Consider the following 18,542-nt stretch of genomic DNA (forward strand, 5'->3'; position numbering starts at 1 on the left):
CTGCTTGAAATGGAGGTGGGCAAATGGCAGGAGATGTGTTATCTCAATCCGAGATAGATGCGCTGCTTTCCGCAATATCAACCGGGGAAATGTCAGCGGACGACATAAAAAAAGAGGACGAGGGGCGCAAGGTTAAGGTATATGACTTTAAACGAGCACTACGTTTCTCAAAAGATCAAATCCGAAGTTTGACCCGAATACATGAAAATTTTGCACGATTACTGACAACCTTCTTTTCTGCACAGCTGAGAAGCTATGTGCAGATTACTGTTGCATCAGTGGACCAAATACCATTTGAAGAGTTTGTACGTTCGATTCCGAATATGACACTCATTAATGTGTTTGAAGTGCCGCCATTAGATGGTAATATCTTAATGGAAATAAACCCAAACATTGCCTACTCTATGTTAGATCGTTTAATGGGCGGTAGTGGGGCGAGTCATAGTAATGTGGATAACTTAACAGAAATTGAAACTAAAATTATGACAAACCTTTTTGAGCGTTCATTCGACAATTTACGCGAGGCATGGGAAAATGTTGCGGAAATTGATCCAATTTTAGTAGAGCTTGAGGTCAACCCTCAATTTTTACAAATGATTTCGCCAAATGAAACGGTTGTCGTTATTTCCTTAAATACGATAATCGGTGAGACAAGCGGTATGATCAATATTTGTATTCCGCATGTTGTATTGGAACCTATTGTTCCAAATCTTTCTGTTCGCTACTGGATGCAGGCAAATACAAAAGAGATGTCTCCAGAGCAAACAAAAATGCTTGAAACAAGTGTGAAACAGGCCCAACTACCGGTTTCTGTTGAACTAGGTATTACCGACATTACCATTGAGGATTTCCTCACAATGCAGATTGGAGATGTCATTCAATTAGAACAAAAAATTGAAGATCCACTACTATTAAAAGTAGGAACCTTACCGAAATTTACCGTTCAGCCAGGAAAACAAGGTAAAAAATTAGCAATCCAGATTATCGACCCTTTGAAAGGAGGAGACGAAGATGAGTGATGAAATGCTCTCCCAAGAAGAAATTGAAGCGTTATTAAGGGGCGAAACGTTGGAAGATAAAAACAGCGGCACTGAAGCTTCTACAAATGAGGATAATAATGATATAAGAGTAGAGGATTACCTCGATTCGTTTGCCCAAGATGCGTTAGGTGAGGTAGGAAATATATCGTTTGGTAGCTCTGCCACAGCGCTGTCAGCGTTATTAGGGCAAAAAGTAGATATTACTACCCCAAGTATTTCAATGATTAACCGTAATAAATTAGAAGAGGAATTTCCTCATCCTTATGTAGCCGTACAGGTTGAATATACAATCGGATTAACAGGTATGAATTTACTCGTTATTAAGCAATCCGATGCAGCGATTATTGCTGATTTAATGTTAGGTGGAGATGGCTTAAATCCGAAACCAGACTTAGGTGAAATTCAGCTAAGTGCCGTGCAAGAAGCTATGAATCAAATGATGGGTTCTGCGGCTACTTCAATGTCGACAGTATTTAATAAAAAAGTGGATATTTCGCCACCTACTATTGATTTAATGAATATTTCTCAAAATGAAGGACGAGAAAACATTCCTGAAGATGATTTACTCGTAAAAGTATCGTTCAGATTGAGAATTGGTAATTTAATTGATTCGAATATAATGCAATTATTACCGCTGAAATTTAGTCAAAACATTGTTAAATCTCTATTAGGAGAAACACAATCAATTGAGGAACCTGTGGCTGCAACACTAGCACCTGAAGCGCCAGTAGCGCCGTCGCCTGTCCAACCACAAGCGCCTATGCAACCACAAGCACCTGTAACACCACCGCCTGCACAGCCAGTATATCAACAGCAGCCAGCGCCGGTGCAGCAACCAATGTATCAAGAGCAACAACAGATTCCGCAAGCAACAAGACCTGTTCAACCGGTCAATGTTCAACAAGCACAGTTTGCTAGTTTTGATCCGAATGTTATCTCGCAATCTGAAGCTAGAAATTTAAATATGCTACTTGATATTCCATTGCAAGTTACTGTAGAGTTAGGACGTACAAAGCGTTCTGTAAAAGAGATATTAGAACTATCTAGTGGTTCGATTATTGAACTAGATAAATTAGCTGGTGAACCAGTTGATATTTTAGTTAATAGCCGTTTAATCGCTAAAGGTGAAGTCGTTGTTATTGATGAAAACTTCGGTGTCCGCATTACAGATGTTTTAAGTCAAGCAGAGCGTTTAAATAATTTAAGATAGTTTCAATTGGAGGAGTTAACCATGTCTAAAAGAATTTTGATTGTAGACGATGCTGCATTCATGCGCATGATGATCAAGGATATTTTATCGAAAAATGGGTTTGAAGTTGTTGGGGAGGCAGCGGATGGTTTACAGGCTGTTGAAAAGTACAACGAATTAAAGCCAGATTTAGTAACAATGGATATTACAATGCCAGAGATGGACGGTATTGCAGCTCTTAAAGCAATTAAGGGTTCAGATCCAAATGCAACTGTCATTATGTGTTCAGCAATGGGACAACAAGCAATGGTAATCGATGCAATTCAAGCTGGTGCGAAAGACTTTATCGTTAAACCTTTCCAAGCTGATCGTGTAATTGAAGCGATTCAAAAAGCTCTAGGATGATTGAATGCAAATGTTAAAATCATTTCGTCTAACGATGGTTTTCGCATTTCTTGTATCCTTCCTGTTTTTGTACCCTACAACGACTTCTGTATATGCAGAATCTAACACGAATTCTGTTAGCGACTGCATCAAAAAAGGAGATTGTAAAGAAGATATTACTCCAGCTGCTAAGAAAGATTCAGATATACAAGCGGCTGGAGACATGTCTGCGTGGGAATACATAAAAATGGTTTTGGCGCTTATTTTTGTTGTAGCTTTATTTTATGGATTAATGAAGTTTTTAAATAAAAGAAATTTAAACTTTCAACGTAATCAATTAGTACAAAATTTAGGCGGTTTATCGTTAGGTGCCCAAAAGTCGGTACAACTATTACAAGTAGGTAAAACACTCTATTTAGTTGGGGTCGGTGAGGATGTCCAGCTATTACGTGAAATTACTGATCCGGATGAAGTTGCAACACTTTTAGCGCTATATAATGAACGACAAGAACTTGCAGCAACATCACCGTATATTGCAGAAGTATTATCTAAGTTTAAGAAAAAAAATAATGAGAGTGCATCAGTACAGCAAAAACAAAACTCTTTTGGTGAGCTGTTCGAAAAAAAGATTTCCGAAATTAAACAGGAGCGCAGTGAAGAACTAGAGAGATGGAAGCAAAAGGAGAATGATGATAAATGAATGATGTAATCAGTGTTTTTTCCAACAGCGACCCAACAAATGTCTCTAGTGCTGTGAAGCTTCTCTTGCTGTTAACAGTTCTTTCACTGGCACCGAGTATTTTAATTTTGATGACATCGTTTACACGAATAGTGATCGTGTTATCGTTTGTTCGTACTGCGTTAGCTACACAGCAAATGCCACCGAACCAGGTCATTGTAGGTCTTGCCTTGTTTTTAACTTTCTTTATCATGGCCCCAACATTTCAAGAGGTCAATAAAGAGGCATTACAGCCATTATTTTCTGAGGAAATTGGCATTGAAGAGGCGTATGATCGGGCCAGTGAGCCGTTTAAAGAGTTTATGAGTAAACATACAAGACAAAAGGATCTTGATTTATTCTTAACGTATAATAAAGCAGAAAAACCAGCATCTGTAGAAGAAATTCCCCTTACAATGCTAGTACCTGCTTTTGCATTGAGTGAGATTAAAACAGCATTTCAAATTGGCTTTATGATTTTTATTCCATTCCTAGTAATCGACATGATTGTCGCAAGTACTCTAATGTCGATGGGGATGATGATGTTACCACCGGTTATGATTTCATTGCCGTTTAAGATTTTATTATTTGTACTCGTTGATGGTTGGTATCTTGTGATGAAATCATTACTACAAAGTTTTTAGGGGATGATACAGTATGACAGGTGAATTGGTTATTTCAATTGCAGAGCGTGCCATTATGATTATCCTTCTAACAAGCGGTCCGCTACTATTAGTTGCTTTAATCACTGGTTTAGCGGTAAGTATTTTTCAGGCAACAACATCGATTCAAGAGCAAACTTTAGCATTCGTTCCAAAAATCGTCGCTGTATTAGCAGCCATCGTATTTTTCGGTCCTTGGATGTTATCACAAGTGACTAGCTATGCGAGAGACATTTTTGAGAATTTAACGCGTTATATAGGGTGAGTAGATGAATGAATTAATCCCGCATTTTACGGTTTTCTTATTAGTACTTGTGCGCGTATCGGCATTTTTTGTCACGGTGCCTTTTTTCTCGTACAGAACGATTCCGCCACAAGTTAAAATAACGCTCGCATTAGTTTTAGCTTGGATGATGTACTACACGATTGACGTCGAACCATTTGTATTTAATGGTGATTACATACTTTTAGTGATGAAAGAAGCGCTCATTGGGCTGTTACTTGGTCTAGTTGCTTATATCATCATGTCGGCAATTCAAATTGCCGGAAGCTTTATAGATTTTCAGATGGGTTTTGCCATTGCCAACATTATTGACCCGCAAACAGGCGCACAAAGTCCATTGATAGGACAATTTTTTAATTCGCTAGCATTACTGTTCCTTCTAGCTATAAATGGACATCATATGATTCTTGATGGAATTTATTATAGTTATCAATTCTTACCGATGAATCAAGGATTTCCTAATTTCGCAAATGACAATTATATCGAGTTTATCATCACAACATTTACGGCTGTTTTTGCGATTGCCTTTCAAATGGCTGCTCCTGTTGTAGCAACTTTATTTTTAGTTGATTTAGCACTAGGTATCACAGCGAAAACTGTACCACAATTAAATATTTTTGTTGTCGGTTTTCCTATTAAAATAGGCGTTAGTTTTCTAGTGTTGTTCACAATGATGGCTGTAATGATTCAAGTTATTCAAAAGCTTCTTTCAATTATGATTTATGCTATGCGTGATTTAATGGCTATTTTAGGTGGTGGGTAAAATGTTGCTACTGCTAGATTTAGATTTACAGTATTTTGCGGGAGAAAAAACGGAAAAGGCGACGCCTAAAAAACGACAAGATGCTCGAAAAAAAGGACAGGTTGTCAAAAGTCAGGATATTTCCAGTGCAATTGTCATGCTCATGGTATTTATCTTTTTATTCTTCTTTGCGGGTTCAATGCGAGACGATCTTTTAGCTTTTTTCAGGCAAACTTTTATTCATAACATTCGCGTAGAAACACTAACAATTGATAGTGTGATGCACCTATTTACAGAAACATTAGTGCAAATGGCTTTTATTGTTGTCCCAATAATGGGAATTGCATTTGTTGGAGCATTAGCAGGTAACTTCCTACAGTTCGGTTTTCTATTTACATTAGAGCCGATGAAGTTTGATTTAAAAAAGATGGACCCGATCAAAGGGTTGAAAAAAATATTTTCTGTTAAAGCCATTATAGAGCTTCTCAAGTCAATATTAAAGATTAGCTTCATAGGTGGCGTTACAACAATTATCGTTTGGACGAATTTGCCGGAAGTTTTGGCGTTATCCTTTAAAAGCCCATGGATGACTCTCATTACAGTGGGTAAGCTTGTTGGTATCATGGGGATTGCTGCTTCGCTCGTCTTACTATGTGTATCCCTTTTAGACTGGATGTATCAAAAACATGATTACGAAAAAAATCTTAAAATGTCTAAGCAAGACATTAAAGATGAATATAAAAATAGTGAGGGCGATCCGCTGATAAAATCGAAAATCAAACAACGCCAACGCGAAATGGCGATGCGTCGAATGATGTCAGAGATTCCAAACGCCGATGTTGTCATAACAAACCCAACTCACTATGCGATTGCCATCAAATATGATGAGGAAAGTATGGATGCCCCACGCATCGTTGCTAAGGGTACAGACTTTATCGCTCAAAAAATTAAACTGATTGCGAAAGAACATGATGTGGTTATGGTTGAAAATAGACCATTAGCACGAGCAATGTACGATCAAGTAGAAATTGGTGATCAAGTACCAGAAGAGTTTTTCAAAGCAATAGCAGAAGTGCTTGCTTATGTTTATCGAATTAAGCGGAAAATTTAAAGCTTTTAGTAGGAGGGACACAAATGAAAGTTCGCGATATAGGGGTATTAGGTGCGGTTATTTTAATCGTTGCGATGCTCATCATCCCTCTTCCTCCGTGGATGTTAAGTTTCTTAATCGTCATTAATATTACATTAGGATTAATAGTACTGTTAACAGCAATGAGTATGAAGGAAGCATTAGACTTTTCTATTTTTCCTTCAGTTATTTTATTGTTAACTTTGTTCCGACTCGGACTGAGTGTTTCAACAACACGTGCCATTTTAGCGAAGGGTGATGCAGGTTCTGTTGTTGAAACGTTTGGTGATTTCGTAGTCGGCGGGAATGTACTAGTTGGTTTAGTTGTATTCTTAATTCTTGTGTTAATTCAGTTTATCGTTATTACAAAAGGAGCGGAGCGTGTAGCGGAAGTAGCAGCACGTTTCACACTTGATGCGATGCCGGGTAAACAAATGAGTATTGATGCTGACTTAAATGCAGGAGTTATTTCTGAGCGGGAAGCTCGTGAACGACGCGAGAAAGTAGCGGGTGAAGCGGACTTCTACGGAGCGATGGATGGTGCCACAAAATTCGTAAAAGGGGATGCCATTGCCTCAATGGTCATGGTTATTATCAACTTATTATTTGGTATCATCATCGGTGTTGTGCAGATGGGGCTTCCATTTGCAGAGGCAGCAAATCATTTTTCTAAGTTAACGGTTGGGGATGGTATTGTCTCACAAATTCCCGCGCTACTGATCTCTACAGCGACAGGGATTGTCGTAACACGTGCATCTTCTAAAGGTAGTCTTGGTGAAGATATTACAGGACAGTTATTTGCTCAAGCAAAACTGCTTTATGTAGCGGGTGGAACAATACTTTTACTTGGATTTTTCACACCTATTCCCCTCTGGATAACACTTCCAATTGGTGGTTCGCTAATTGCTGGTGCTTATATGATGGACCATAAAAAACCAGAGGATGAAGAAGAATTACTTGAAATTGAGGAAGAAGTGGCAACAGACGGCATGAAGAGCCCTGAAAATGTTGTGAATTTATTAAATGTGGACCCAATCGAGTTTGAATTTGGCTATGGTTTAATACCGTTAGTAGATGCTGCTCAAGGTGGCGATTTATTAGATCGAGTCATTATGATACGTCGACAGTTAGCATTAGAATTAGGGATTGTCATTCCGGTTGTCCGTATTCGCGATAATATTCAATTACAACCAAATGAATATCGAATTAAAATAAAGGGTAATGAAATGGCACGTGGTGAACTTCTGCTTGATCATTATTTAGCAATGAGTCCAGGAGATGATGATTCCATCGAAGGAATTGACACAGTTGAACCGTCATTTGGCCTACCTGCAAAATGGATTACGGAGCAAGTGAAAGAGGATGCTGAAATGTTTGGCTACACAGTAGTTGACCCACCGAGCGTTGTGTCGACTCACTTAACGGAAATGATTCGTGCAAATGCTTATGAATTACTTGGTCGTCAAGAGACGAAGCAGCTAATCGATCATTTACGTGAAACGCATCCAATTTTAGTTGAAGAATTGACACCTACTCCATTATCGACTGGGGAAATTCAAAAAGTACTAGGTAAACTTCTACGAGAAAATGTTTCAGTGCGAAACTTACCAATTATTTTTGAGACTCTAGCAGACTATGCAAAGTTAACGAGTGATGCCGATATATTAACTGAGTATGTACGTCAAGCATTGGCACGTCAGATTACTTCTCAATACGTAGGGGACAGCTCATCATTAAAAGTTATTACTGTCTCAGGTAAAGTAGAGAAATTGATTGCTGATAGTATTCAACAAACGGATCACGGAAATTATTTAGCGATGGATCCACAAGATTCTCAAACGATCTTAGAGACCATTGCTGCAGAAGTAGAACGCGTTTCCTTTATGGAACAATCTGCTATTATCTTATGCTCTCCAGCAGTTCGTATGTATTTACGTCAACTTACGGAGCGCTATTTCCCGCAAATTCCAGTTCTATCATACAACGAACTTGATGCTTCGGTTGAAATTCAAAGTGTTGGGGTGGTGAATGTTGAATGAAAATGAAAAAATATTATGCATCCTCCATACCAGAAGCGATGAAGCTTGTGCGTGCTGAATTAGGTGAGGACGCTGTCATTTTGAACTCAAAAGTAGTCGTTACAAAGAAATTTTTTGGGATCATTAAAAAGAAAAGCTTTGAGGTTGTTGCAGGGATTGATTCAATGGAGCCAAGTAATGTGGCTCCAGCACCTGTAGCTTACCCTATAACAACACCTAAACATGAAAATGCAAGGTTACAAGAGATTACAAATGCTGTTCAAGCTAAAATACACCAAGTACAGCCGCAGAATGATGCGCCCTTACATGAGGAAGCCAGCATTTCTGATGATTTGAGGAAGGAAATTGCAGATTTAAAATCTTTAATGCATTCTATGCATAAGAAGACTATCCAAGATCAATATCCAGATGAACTCTTACCCTTCATTGAATACTTAAGACAGCAGGAGCTAAGTGAGGAGCTCATCACAACGATTGGTGATGAGCTTTTTACGCATTTCAAAGAAGCGTCAGACATCAATTTTTCTCAATGTAAGATGATTACGAAAAGCTTATTGCGCAAAGTGCTAGAGGATCTCCCAATCGGAGGTATATCCTATGAAAAAAAATATATTAATGTTTTAGGTCCAACAGGTGTCGGAAAGACTACGACAATTGCTAAAATGGCTGCTAGAGCAGTTTTAGAAAAAAAGAAAAAAGTAGGGTTTATCACGACAGATACCTACCGTATTGCCGCAATTGAGCAGTTAAAAACGTATGCTGGACTGTTACAGGCTCCTGTCGAAATTGCCTATAATGCAACAGATTTTGAACAAGCAATCCACCGATTGGCCCACTTAGATATAGTGTTTATAGATACAGCAGGCCGCAATTATAAAGAGGTAAAATATGTAGACGATTTACAGCGTCTTATAAAATTCGATGATCAAGCAGAGTCCTTCTTAGTGCTTGCAATGACAACGAAAGAAAAGGACATGTCAAACATTATAGAGCAATTTAAGCAATTACCAATTGAAAAATTCATTTTTACAAAGATGGATGAAACAAATTCTATTGGCACAATGATTAATTTAATGATTAAATATAATAAAGGACTTGCTTACTATACGAATGGTCAAGAAGTACCAGAAGATATTGAAGAAGCTGATATAGAAGCAGTACTAAATTTATTTTTTCAAGGTGAAGAAAAATGAGAGACCAAGCTGAAACATTGCGCTTGAAAATGTTGAAACAGCAGGGTGAATTAGGTAGGGCAATTGCGGTTGTGAGCGGCAAAGGTGGGGTTGGTAAAAGTAACTTCACGATGAATTTTGCCATTACATTGGCCAATAAAGGGAAAAAAGTTGTCATCGTTGATATGGATATTGGTATGGGCAATATCAATATTTTAATTGGAAAAAATGTTTCTTATAGTTTAAAAGATTACTTGGGAGGAAATAAGTTACTAGATGAGGTAATATTTGAAGGTCCTTACAATTTAAAGTATATTTCAGGTGGGTCTGGTATGTCGGGCGTCTTAGAATGGTCAGAGGAAATGTTTGAACGACTCGTTTACGCATTTGAGCAGCTTCAACAAAGCTTTGATTACATTTTGTTCGATATGGGAGCAGGAGCTACTAATTGGTCATTAGATTTATTAACCTCTATAGATGAAATCATTGTTTTGTCAACAGCAGAGCCGACATCTATAACTGATGCGTATTCAATGATGAAATATATTCATATGCGAGATGCGGACAAGCAATTTTATGTACTCTGTAACCGAGCCTATAGTAAAGAAGAAGGAATGGAAACCAATGAGCGACTAAAGCGTACGATGGAACGTTTTTTGGACAAAGAGGTTACGATATTAGGCTCATTACCTGAAGATTCTGCTGTGCGTAAGGCTGTGCGTGAGCAAGTGCCTTTTTCACTTGCTTATCCAGACGCACTTATTACAAAGACACTTCAACTTATAGTGGCGCGTTTTATGGAACACCGTGTGGAAGAAGTTCATGCACATGATCAGTCAGCGGGTAAATTCTTAACTAAATTAAGAAATATTTTTTCGAAAGGACGTGATTAATTGGACTTTTTACATAAAAGCAAGCTGTTAGTTGTTGATGATTCTGCTTTTATGAGAAAGCTAATTAGTGACTTTTTTGTTGGCAACTCGAAGGTTGAAGTAGTTGGAACAGCACGAAATGGGAAAGATGCGATAAAAAAGATTCAAACATTGCAGCCAACAGTTGTGACGATGGATATTGAGATGCCTGAAATGAATGGGCTTGATGCTTTAAAAGAAATTATGGCTGTATGTCCAGTACCTGTTGTTATGCTCTCTAGTACAACACAACGAGGAGCAGAAAATGCCTTATCAGCAATTGAATTTGGGGCAGTAGATTTTGTCGCAAAGCCGAGCGGAACAATTTCTCTTGATTTACATAAAATCCAAACGGAACTTGTCCACAAGGTTGAACAAGCATCATTGGTACCTATTTCAAAATTAAAGAAACCTTCTGGTAGTAAAAGACAACAAGAACAGCCATTACAAGCGAGTATCATTGGAAGAAATTCACTTAGTGAAGGCAGGGTGACTCCTTCTGTCAATGTTTTCCCGACAAGGGCAGAACTATCCAAGCCACATGAAGAATGGAGTAAAGTAGGTCGGAAAATTGTACTGATAGGGACCTCCACAGGCGGGCCTAGAGCTTTACAAGAAGTGATTACAAAAATCCCAAAATCAATTCAAGCACCAATTTTAATTGTCCAGCATATGCCGGCAGGATTTACAAAATCTCTTGCTAATCGTCTGGATCAATTAAGTGAGATTACCGTAAAAGAAGCTGAGCAAGGAGATATTCTCCAAAATGGAGTGGCGTATATTGCACCTGGTGGGTATCATTTAAAACTTAGAAAAGTAGGTACCTCCTTTGGCATAGTCCTTGATAATAATGAACCACCTAGATCTGGACATCGCCCTTCTGTAGATGTGATGTTTGAAGATGTGAGCCAATTGAAAGATTTTGATAAAGTGGCGGTTATTATGACAGGTATGGGCCATGACGGCTCTAACGGACTAAAAGCACTAAAAAGTACTGGAAATGTGATGGCAATCGCTGAGTCAGCTGAAACTTGCATAGTGTATGGTATGCCGAAAGCGGCAGTGGAAACGCAACTTGTCGATGTAGTAGCAGATGTAGACGATATTGCACAAACAATAATGAAATATTTGCCTTAAAGGGGTGTCCTCTTATGGAAGTCAATCAATATTTAGAGATGTTTATTGAAGAAAGTAAAGACCATTTACAAGCGTGTAGTGAACATTTATTAGAACTAGAAAAAAATCCAGATGATTTGGCGATTGTCGGAGAAATTTTCCGCTCTGCGCATACATTAAAAGGTATGTCTGCGACAATGGGCTTTGAAGATTTAGCGGATTTAACTCATAAAATGGAAAATGTGTTGGATGCGATCCGAAACGAGAAAATCCATGTAACTCCTGAAATTCTAGATGTTGTCTTTGAATCTGTAGACCATCTAGAAGAAATGGTGATGGACATTGCGAATGGCGGAGATGGAAAACGTGATGTATCTTCAACTGTTGCTCAATTAAAGCGCATTGAATTGGGTGAGGAAGCGATTCCTGAAGTGGTAGGAACTACTGAGACACCAACAACTGCTGTAGCAAGTACATTAGAGTATGACGGCTTTGAACAAACAGTTATTTCACAATCTGCTGAACAAGGTTTCAACGCATTCGAAATTTCAGTGAAATTACGTGAGGATTGTCTTTTAAAAGCAGCACGAGTATTTATGGTGTTTGAGATTTTAGAAAAAGATGGAGAGGTTATTAAATCAAGTCCATCTGTAGAAAAGCTTGAAGACGAACAGTTCGATCAACAATTTTACGTCGCTTTCGTAACAAAAGAATCTGCTGAAGATATGCAGAAAAAGATTATGAAAGTTTCAGAAGTCGAAGAAGTGATTGTCGCCGCTATTGAATCAAAGCAACATAGTGAAAATGAACAAGCAATTCAAGAAGTAGCAGCAACAGCAACGGTAGAAGCGGAGGCTAAACCGGCTACTGTCCCTGAAAAAAACACTGCTACACCTAAACCTGCAACAGCAGCGGCTCCTGCTAAGGCTGATAAAAGCCATGCGCCTGTTGGTAATAAAACAATTCGTGTGAATATCGAGCGACTTGATATATTAATGAATCTATTTGAAGAGCTTGTGATAGATCGAGGACGACTACAGTCTATTGCAACAGAGGTTAACCATGGGGAGTTAAATGAAACAGTAGAGCGCATGAGCCGCGTCATGGGTGACTTACAAACGATTATTTTAACGATGCGTATGGTTCCGGTTGAAACAGTATTCAATCGCTTCCCGAAAATGATTCGTCAGTTATCTCGTGATCTAAACAAGAAAATTAACCTCGAAATTATTGGTGCTGAAACAGAACTAGATCGTACAGTAATCGATGAAATTGGGGATCCACTTGTTCATTTAATTCGTAACTCTGTTGACCACGGTATTGAAAATCCTACAGCTCGCCTTGCAAAAGGTAAGCCAGAAGAAGGAACAGTTGTACTGCGTGCTTATCATAGTGGTAACTATGTCTTTATCGAAATTGAAGATGATGGAGCAGGTATTAACCGTGAAAAAGTACTTGCGAAAGCCATTTCTAAAGGTATTGTTACACAAGAACAATCATACTCGATGTCAGATAAGCAAATTAATGAGCTTATTTTGGCCTCAGGGTTCTCAACGGCGGATGTTATTTCTGATGTATCAGGCCGAGGTGTTGGATTAGATGTTGTTAAAACAACAATCGAATCCTTGGGTGGAAATATTTCAATTGAATCTACACAAGATGTAGGCTCAGTATTCTCGATTCAATTACCACTAACATTATCGATTATTTCTGTCATGCTAGTAGAAATCGAAAAAGAAATTTATGCAATTCCACTTTCATCAATTATTGAAACTTCAATTATCCGTTCATCAGAAATTATGAATGCGCATAATCAAAAAGTAATCGACTTCCGTGGCAAAGTAGTACCACTAGTATTCTTAGAAGAAATCTTTGAGGTACCTCGCAAAGAACCTCAGGGTGACGAATTCCATTCAGTGGTCATCGTTCGAAAAGGTGAGAAGCTTGCTGGTTTAGTTGTGGATTCATTCATTGGCCAACAAGAAATTGTGCTGAAATCATTAGGGAATTACTTAACGAATATCTTTGCAATTTCAGGTGCAACAATTTTAGGTAACGGGAAAGTAGCCTTAATTGTGGATTGTAACGCACTTATTAAATAAGGTGAATGAATAAGAGAGGTGTAAACAATGACAAACGCAGTGGAACAAGAAAGTATTAAAGTAATTGTTTTTCAACTAGCAGATAAAGAGTATGCGATTCCGGTGTCACATGTACAAGGAATTGAAAAACTAATGCATATTACACGTGTACCGAAAACAGAAAAATATGTAAAAGGTGTTATTAACCTACGCGGTGTCGTAACGCCAATTGTTGATTTACGTGAACGATTTGAATTACCTATTTCTGAGCATGAAGAAACAACACGCATCATCATTATTTCATTAGAAGATATGGAAGTAGGTTTCGTCGTTGACTCTGCAAATGATGTATTAGACATCCCAGCTGACTCAATTGAACCACAGCCCGAAGTAGTAGGTTCACTGGAAGAAGAGTTTATTTCAGGAGTAGCAAAAATAGATAAACGATTATTAATTTTATTGCATTTAGAGAAAGTATTAAATCCACTAAAGTAGGGATCGATAATGACATATAATCAGAAGATTACATCACTACATTTAGACGTATTAAAGGAAATTGGTAATATAGGTGCTGCGCATGCTGCGACAGCACTTTCCAATTTACTTGGTAAAAAAATTGATATGCGAGTACCAAAGGTTGAAATGGTGTCATTTAATGACATGATGGAGCTTGCAGGAGGATCTGAAAATGTCGTAGTTGGAATCTATCTACGCATTGAAGGTGATGCTGAAGGTAGTATGTTCTTTATCCTGCCAATTGAACAAGCAAATCGTTTTATCCGTCGTCTCATATTTGATGAATCATTCGACTTTAAAAAACGACCTGTTTCAGAGTTAGGTTTATCAGCTATGCAGGAAATGGGTAATATTTTATCCGGCTCTTATTTATCGGCATTATCTGACTTTACGAATTTAAAAATTTATCCAACTGTGCCGGGACTAAGTGTTGACATGTTTGGTGCCATTATTAGTATTGGCTTGATTGAATTATCACACGTTAGCGATAATGTTATCGTTATAAACACATCCATTTTTGAAGACGGTGTAGAGGATCAAGAAACAGTGAGAGGTCATTTCTTCTTATTACCAGATCCAGACTCCTTTGATGCTATTTTTAAAGCATTAGGAGTTTCATAGATGATGCTAAACAGTAGTGATGGGCAAGTTATAAAAGTTGGAATCGCACAAATGGATGTAGTAAAGTTACCAAATACGATAAGAACATCAGGTCTTGGGTCTTGTGTAGGTGTTATTTTATATGATGAATCAAAAAAAATGGCTGGTTTAATACATGTGATGTTGCCAGATTCGAGTTTAGGTAGACAAGAGTCAATAAATGTGGCTAAATTTGCTGACACAGGCATTGCGGCAATGATTGACTTATTAAAGTTAGAAGGCGTGCAAAAATTCAAGCTAAAGGCAAAAATTGCAGGTGGTGCGCAAATGTTTCAATTCACTTCAGATAAAGATTCTATGCGCATCGGCCCACGTAATGTAGAAGCTGTAAAGCATGAGCTGAAGCGTCATGGAATTCGTTTAGTTGCCGAAGACACAGGCGGCAATAGTGGTAGAACAATTGAATTTAATCCTGCGACGTCGACATTACATATTCGAACGGTTAACCAAGGAGTGAGCGAAATATAATGTTTGGTTCTATTTTTTATAACCTATGGGGAACATTATTGGCCTTTTCTCTATATTTTTTTATTACATTTCAAAAACCCTATACACCACTACGTATTATCATAGGGTCATTTGTGGCGGGAATAATTGTGTTTTTCGTCATGTATATTGTCAGATTTTTAATTGCCTACGTTTTATTCACACCTGAGGGCGAGGAAGAAGTCGTTGAAGGTGAGCATGAAGAAAACGAATCTGACAATCCAGAGGAAGAAAATCAAGAAACACCGACGGCTAACTCAACCGTTGAGTTTCAAGATGAAAACTCGGAAGAAATTGCTCAGGCTGTACGAACGATGATGAATCGTGAGGCGGATCAACAATTAAATAATGCTTAAAAAAGGGAGTCGCAAGTAGCGGCTCTTTTTAGTTATCTTAATTCTTTTGCAAATTCTTATTTTATAGCTTAGGGTGTTTTAACGGGTTTTGACTATATCCGAACTAAAATATGCTGACACATAAATGTAAAGAATCTGTGATAGAGTACGAGAAACAAATGAAATTATAGTCGATTCTTGTTATAATATAGGAAAGAATTAGATGGGTTTTTATGTTAAGGGCTCATAACTAGTAAAGCTTTGTTGCTTATGCCGAGGCATAATGGATCTTCTTTCAACAAGTGTTTTCGTAGCGAAAGTGGAACGTCAGCTACAAGTGTTTTCGTAACGAAAGTGAGACGTCAGCTACAAATATTTTTTTGTATTGATATAAGACAGTGGCAAACAGGCGCGTAAATGCGTTTTTCTTAGAGAGGTGGATTACATGACACAACCAATTCTGAACGATGAACAAAAGCTGTGGAACCGCTGGATAAATGAACGTGATCCAGATGCTGGTGATTTGCTTATAAAAAAATATATTTCGCTAGTATCTTATCATGTACAACGCATAGGTGCGAGCTTACCAAAGAGTGTATCGCGAGACGATTTAATGAGCTTAGGTATGGTAGGTCTGTTTGACGCGTTGAATAAATTTGATATTAATAGAGACTTGAAATTTGATACATATGCTTCTTTTAGAGTAAGAGGAGCCATTATTGATGGTTTACGTAAGGAAGATTGGTTGCCACGTTCAGCACGTGAAAAAGCGAAAAAGTTAGATGCACAGATTGAACAGTTAGAACAAAAATATATGCGTCATGTAACACCTGAGGAACTTGCAGAACATATGACTTTACCTGTTGAGGAAGTTTACCAAACTGTACAGGAGCACTTCTTTTCAAATGTTCTTTCCATTAATGAGCAGCAAGATCAAGAGGAGACTGATGGAAAGTCATTTGTTATTCGTGATGATACGACTAAGACACCTGAGCAAGCCATCATTAAGTCAGAACTGCTTGGGGATTTAGCGGAAAATATCCAAAAGCTCAACGATAAGGAGCAGCTAGTGCTTAGTTTGTTTTATACTGAGGAATTAACACTAACAGAAATTGGAGAAATGCTTGAATTATCAACATCACGCATTTCACAAATCCACTCCAAGGCGCTATTAAAGCTACGGAAATTATTATCTAATGAAATGATTAATGCATAATAATCCTTATATACATATCGTTGAAGGAGGGGTCTTATGAGTTTAAAGGGTGTCGAACTACAAATAGCTATTCCAAAAACATTTGAAGCAGGAAAAATGGCTGATCAGGCACAACAACAAACTTTGGCTCAGCAAGCACATGCAAATGAAGCGTTGAAAAAAGAAGTAGAACGCAAGCAAAAAGTTGTGAATACTTCAGAGGGTATGGATGGGATTAGTGAAGATGAAGAAGCAGGTGGCGAGTATATAAAAGGTACTCGAAAAAAGAAAAATAAGGATAACGAGAAGCGAGAAACGCAAGCGCAGCATCCGTTTAAAGGAAATTTCGTGGATTTTAGTGGATAGGAGTTTACTATGACAATCATACTAATTGCGGTTCTATTTATTTTACAGCTACTTTCATTTTATTTCCTTATTATATTAAATACGAAGCTAGCAAAATTTAAGGACTTAGAAAAAAAACAGGAGCGCTTAATGCGTGAAATGGATGACACCATTAGTGTCTATTTAGCGGAGATGAAAGATGAAAATGATCGCCTAATTCAAGAGCTGCAAAGAGTTTCAAAGTCTGAAACTCAAACGAATGCTGTGAAACAGGAAGAACAGATTGCGAGACTAAAGGAGCAGGAGCAACCGCCTTCTCTGACAAAGGAAGAAAGTACAGTAGATGGTTCTATTAGTCTCGATCATGAACCGCGTATTTATGTGCCCAAAAATATCGTAGCCAATGCTTATTCACGTCAACAGCAAACTGGAGCTAAAGCTGAAGCTAAGATGGTACATTCGGCCCAACAACCAAGTGATGCAACCGAAAAGGAAGAAGCTAAACCATTAACAGTGGAACAACAAGTTGTTGAATTAGCGAAACAAGGTAAAACATCAGAAGAAATTGCAAAACAGCTTCAAAAAGGAAAAACAGAAATCGAGCTTTTATTGAAATTTCATAACTAAAACAGTTGCGAATGGGGTAAAGCTATGATATAGTTGCAAATGGTGTTATTAATACACACGCATTTTGATGTAGTAAGTGGTGCTCTAAGCTTAGGGTAGCTTGTTGCAAGTGATAAATGCGGAGGATAAAAACCAAACATACTAGGAGGAAATACACATGTCAGTAATTTCTATGAAACAATTACTTGAAGCTGGTGTACATTTCGGTCACCAAACTCGTCGTTGGAACCCAAAAATGAAGAAATATATCTTCGTTGAACGTAACGGGATCTACATCATCGACTTACAAAAAACTGTTAAAAAATTAGAGGAAGCTTATGACTTCATGCGTCAAGTTGGTCAAGACGGTGGTAAAGTTCTTTTCGTAGGTACGAAAAAACAAGCACAAGAAGCGATCAAAGATGAAGCTGAACGTTCAGGCAACTACTACATCAACCAACGTTGGTTAGGTGGTACTCTTACAAACTTCGGTACAATTCAAAAACGTGTTGCACGTATGAAAGCAATCGAAAAGATGGAAGAAGATGGAACTTTTGAAGTTCTACCTAAAAAAGAAGTAATCCAACTTAAAAAAGAACACGAACGTCTAATCAAATTCTTAGGCGGTATCCGTGATATGCACGCTCTTCCAGACGTAATGTTCGTGGTTGACCCACGTAAAGAACGTATTGCTGTTGCAGAAGCTATTAAATTAAACATCCCTCTAGTAGGTATTGTTGATACAAACTGTGATCCAGATGAAATCGACTACGTAATTCCTGCTAATGATGATGCTATTCGCGCTGTTAAACTTTTAACTGCTAAAATGGCTGACGCTTTAATCGAGTCAAAACAAGGTGAAGAGGAAGCTCCAGCTGTAGAAGCTGCTGCTGAGTAATTCACGTTTAGAAAAAGGTGATAAGTGGCTCAAAA

21 protein-coding genes are annotated in these 18,542 nt (G+C 38.0%); all 21 read left to right on the forward strand.

The features are described 5' to 3' along the window. Positions 1-23: 23 nt before the first annotated feature. The 21 genes from fliM to rpsB all read left to right on the forward strand — a co-directional run bounded on the left by fliM (position 24) and on the right by rpsB (position 18,507). Positions 24-1,019, forward strand: a complete 996-nt coding sequence (gene fliM, locus ACFCYJ_RS00295; RefSeq protein ID WP_376069148.1) for a flagellar motor switch protein FliM — start codon at positions 24-26, stop codon at positions 1,017-1,019. Then, positions 1,012-2,250, forward strand: coding sequence for a flagellar motor switch phosphatase FliY (fliY, locus tag ACFCYJ_RS00300; RefSeq protein ID WP_376069151.1), 1,239 nt, complete (start codon positions 1,012-1,014; stop codon positions 2,248-2,250). The genes fliM and fliY overlap by 8 nt, the downstream gene beginning before the upstream one ends. Before the next feature lie 21 nt (positions 2,251-2,271). Next, the gene (locus ACFCYJ_RS00305) at positions 2,272-2,634 is read left to right on the forward strand and encodes a response regulator (RefSeq protein WP_049668450.1); all 363 of its coding nucleotides are present in this window, start codon (positions 2,272-2,274) and stop codon (positions 2,632-2,634) included. Between the two features lie 10 nt (positions 2,635-2,644). Beyond that, positions 2,645-3,313 (forward strand): flagellar biosynthetic protein FliO, encoded by a 669-nt coding sequence (locus tag ACFCYJ_RS00310; protein ID WP_376069154.1) that lies wholly within the window; start codon positions 2,645-2,647, stop codon positions 3,311-3,313. Next, on the forward strand, positions 3,310-3,975 hold the full coding sequence (gene fliP / locus ACFCYJ_RS00315; RefSeq protein ID WP_376069157.1) for a flagellar type III secretion system pore protein FliP: 666 nt from the start codon (positions 3,310-3,312) through the stop codon (positions 3,973-3,975). The genes ACFCYJ_RS00310 and fliP overlap by 4 nt, the downstream gene beginning before the upstream one ends. Positions 3,976-3,988: 13 nt before the next feature. Beyond that, the gene (gene fliQ / locus ACFCYJ_RS00320) at positions 3,989-4,258 is read left to right on the forward strand and encodes a flagellar biosynthesis protein FliQ (protein ID WP_197141919.1); all 270 of its coding nucleotides are present in this window, start codon (positions 3,989-3,991) and stop codon (positions 4,256-4,258) included. 4 nt (positions 4,259-4,262) lie between these two features. Next, positions 4,263-5,039, forward strand: a complete 777-nt coding sequence (gene fliR / locus ACFCYJ_RS00325; RefSeq protein WP_376069162.1) for a flagellar biosynthetic protein FliR — start codon at positions 4,263-4,265, stop codon at positions 5,037-5,039. A 1-nt stretch (position 5,040) separates the two neighbouring features. Next, positions 5,041-6,129: a flagellar biosynthesis protein FlhB gene (flhB, locus tag ACFCYJ_RS00330; RefSeq protein ID WP_376069165.1), complete on the forward strand. Its 1,089-nt coding sequence runs from the start codon at positions 5,041-5,043 to the stop codon at positions 6,127-6,129. A gap of 23 nt (positions 6,130-6,152) precedes the next feature. After that, entirely contained in the window at positions 6,153-8,186 is a 2,034-nt protein-coding gene (flhA, locus tag ACFCYJ_RS00335; RefSeq protein ID WP_376069168.1) for a flagellar biosynthesis protein FlhA, read from the forward strand. After that, entirely contained in the window at positions 8,183-9,379 is a 1,197-nt protein-coding gene (gene flhF, locus ACFCYJ_RS00340; protein WP_376069171.1) for a flagellar biosynthesis GTPase FlhF, read from the forward strand. The genes flhA and flhF overlap by 4 nt, the downstream gene beginning before the upstream one ends. Beyond that, the gene (locus tag ACFCYJ_RS00345) at positions 9,376-10,251 is read left to right on the forward strand and encodes a MinD/ParA family protein (RefSeq protein ID WP_376069173.1); all 876 of its coding nucleotides are present in this window, start codon (positions 9,376-9,378) and stop codon (positions 10,249-10,251) included. Before flhF ends, ACFCYJ_RS00345 begins: the two co-directional genes overlap by 4 nt. Beyond that, the gene (locus tag ACFCYJ_RS00350) at positions 10,252-11,406 is read left to right on the forward strand and encodes a protein-glutamate methylesterase/protein-glutamine glutaminase (RefSeq protein ID WP_376069176.1); all 1,155 of its coding nucleotides are present in this window, start codon (positions 10,252-10,254) and stop codon (positions 11,404-11,406) included. A 14-nt stretch (positions 11,407-11,420) separates the two neighbouring features. After that, positions 11,421-13,487 (forward strand): chemotaxis protein CheW, encoded by a 2,067-nt coding sequence (locus ACFCYJ_RS00355; protein WP_376069179.1) that lies wholly within the window; start codon positions 11,421-11,423, stop codon positions 13,485-13,487. 27 nt (positions 13,488-13,514) lie between these two features. After that, the gene (locus ACFCYJ_RS00360) at positions 13,515-13,961 is read left to right on the forward strand and encodes a chemotaxis protein CheW (RefSeq protein WP_079560480.1); all 447 of its coding nucleotides are present in this window, start codon (positions 13,515-13,517) and stop codon (positions 13,959-13,961) included. A 9-nt stretch (positions 13,962-13,970) separates the two neighbouring features. Further along, positions 13,971-14,603 carry a chemotaxis protein CheC gene (locus ACFCYJ_RS00365; protein WP_132357421.1) on the forward strand — a complete coding sequence of 211 codons (633 nt, stop codon included), beginning with the start codon at positions 13,971-13,973 and terminating at the stop codon, positions 14,601-14,603. 3 nt (positions 14,604-14,606) lie between these two features. Further along, entirely contained in the window at positions 14,607-15,110 is a 504-nt protein-coding gene (locus ACFCYJ_RS00370) for a chemotaxis protein CheD (RefSeq protein WP_323645584.1), read from the forward strand. After that, on the forward strand, positions 15,110-15,484 hold the full coding sequence (locus tag ACFCYJ_RS00375; RefSeq protein ID WP_376069184.1) for a hypothetical protein: 375 nt from the start codon (positions 15,110-15,112) through the stop codon (positions 15,482-15,484). Before ACFCYJ_RS00370 ends, ACFCYJ_RS00375 begins: the two co-directional genes overlap by 1 nt. Positions 15,485-15,908: 424 nt before the next feature. Beyond that, positions 15,909-16,679, forward strand: coding sequence for a FliA/WhiG family RNA polymerase sigma factor (locus ACFCYJ_RS00380; RefSeq protein WP_376069187.1), 771 nt, complete (start codon positions 15,909-15,911; stop codon positions 16,677-16,679). A gap of 36 nt (positions 16,680-16,715) precedes the next feature. After that, positions 16,716-17,024, forward strand: coding sequence for an RNA polymerase subunit sigma (locus ACFCYJ_RS00385; protein WP_349660875.1), 309 nt, complete (start codon positions 16,716-16,718; stop codon positions 17,022-17,024). 9 nt (positions 17,025-17,033) lie between these two features. Continuing rightward, positions 17,034-17,630: a hypothetical protein gene (locus ACFCYJ_RS00390; protein WP_376069190.1), complete on the forward strand. Its 597-nt coding sequence runs from the start codon at positions 17,034-17,036 to the stop codon at positions 17,628-17,630. A 157-nt stretch (positions 17,631-17,787) separates the two neighbouring features. Further along, complete coding sequence (rpsB, locus tag ACFCYJ_RS00395; protein ID WP_049668466.1) at positions 17,788-18,507, forward strand: 30S ribosomal protein S2; 720 nt, start codon at positions 17,788-17,790, stop codon at positions 18,505-18,507. The last annotated feature ends 35 nt before the right edge of the window (positions 18,508-18,542 follow it).

This window comes from Lysinibacillus sp. NPDC056232 (assembly GCF_042267565.1).
Classification (GTDB): Bacteria; Bacillota; Bacilli; order Bacillales_A; family Planococcaceae; genus Lysinibacillus.

Bases quoted from the DNA above. Each gene is read 5' to 3' on its own strand.
- fliM (WP_376069148.1), top strand. From the start codon at position 24: ATGGCAGGAGATGTGTTATCTCAATCCGAGATAGATGCGCTGCTTTCC.
- fliY (WP_376069151.1), top strand. From the start codon at position 1,012: ATGAGTGATGAAATGCTCTCCCAAGAAGAAATTGAAGCGTTATTAAGG.
- ACFCYJ_RS00305 (WP_049668450.1), top strand. From the start codon at position 2,272: ATGTCTAAAAGAATTTTGATTGTAGACGATGCTGCATTCATGCGCATG.
- ACFCYJ_RS00310 (WP_376069154.1), top strand. From the start codon at position 2,645: ATGTTAAAATCATTTCGTCTAACGATGGTTTTCGCATTTCTTGTATCC.
- fliP (WP_376069157.1), top strand. From the start codon at position 3,310: ATGAATGATGTAATCAGTGTTTTTTCCAACAGCGACCCAACAAATGTC.
- fliQ (WP_197141919.1), top strand. From the start codon at position 3,989: ATGACAGGTGAATTGGTTATTTCAATTGCAGAGCGTGCCATTATGATT.
- fliR (WP_376069162.1), top strand. From the start codon at position 4,263: ATGAATGAATTAATCCCGCATTTTACGGTTTTCTTATTAGTACTTGTG.
- flhB (WP_376069165.1), top strand. From the start codon at position 5,041: ATGTTGCTACTGCTAGATTTAGATTTACAGTATTTTGCGGGAGAAAAA.
- flhA (WP_376069168.1), top strand. From the start codon at position 6,153: ATGAAAGTTCGCGATATAGGGGTATTAGGTGCGGTTATTTTAATCGTT.
- flhF (WP_376069171.1), top strand. From the start codon at position 8,183: ATGAAAATGAAAAAATATTATGCATCCTCCATACCAGAAGCGATGAAG.
- ACFCYJ_RS00345 (WP_376069173.1), top strand. From the start codon at position 9,376: ATGAGAGACCAAGCTGAAACATTGCGCTTGAAAATGTTGAAACAGCAG.
- ACFCYJ_RS00355 (WP_376069179.1), top strand. From the start codon at position 11,421: ATGGAAGTCAATCAATATTTAGAGATGTTTATTGAAGAAAGTAAAGAC.
- ACFCYJ_RS00360 (WP_079560480.1), top strand. From the start codon at position 13,515: ATGACAAACGCAGTGGAACAAGAAAGTATTAAAGTAATTGTTTTTCAA.
- ACFCYJ_RS00365 (WP_132357421.1), top strand. From the start codon at position 13,971: ATGACATATAATCAGAAGATTACATCACTACATTTAGACGTATTAAAG.
- ACFCYJ_RS00370 (WP_323645584.1), top strand. From the start codon at position 14,607: ATGCTAAACAGTAGTGATGGGCAAGTTATAAAAGTTGGAATCGCACAA.
- ACFCYJ_RS00375 (WP_376069184.1), top strand. From the start codon at position 15,110: ATGTTTGGTTCTATTTTTTATAACCTATGGGGAACATTATTGGCCTTT.
- ACFCYJ_RS00380 (WP_376069187.1), top strand. From the start codon at position 15,909: ATGACACAACCAATTCTGAACGATGAACAAAAGCTGTGGAACCGCTGG.
- ACFCYJ_RS00385 (WP_349660875.1), top strand. From the start codon at position 16,716: ATGAGTTTAAAGGGTGTCGAACTACAAATAGCTATTCCAAAAACATTT.
- ACFCYJ_RS00390 (WP_376069190.1), top strand. From the start codon at position 17,034: ATGACAATCATACTAATTGCGGTTCTATTTATTTTACAGCTACTTTCA.
- rpsB (WP_049668466.1), top strand. From the start codon at position 17,788: ATGTCAGTAATTTCTATGAAACAATTACTTGAAGCTGGTGTACATTTC.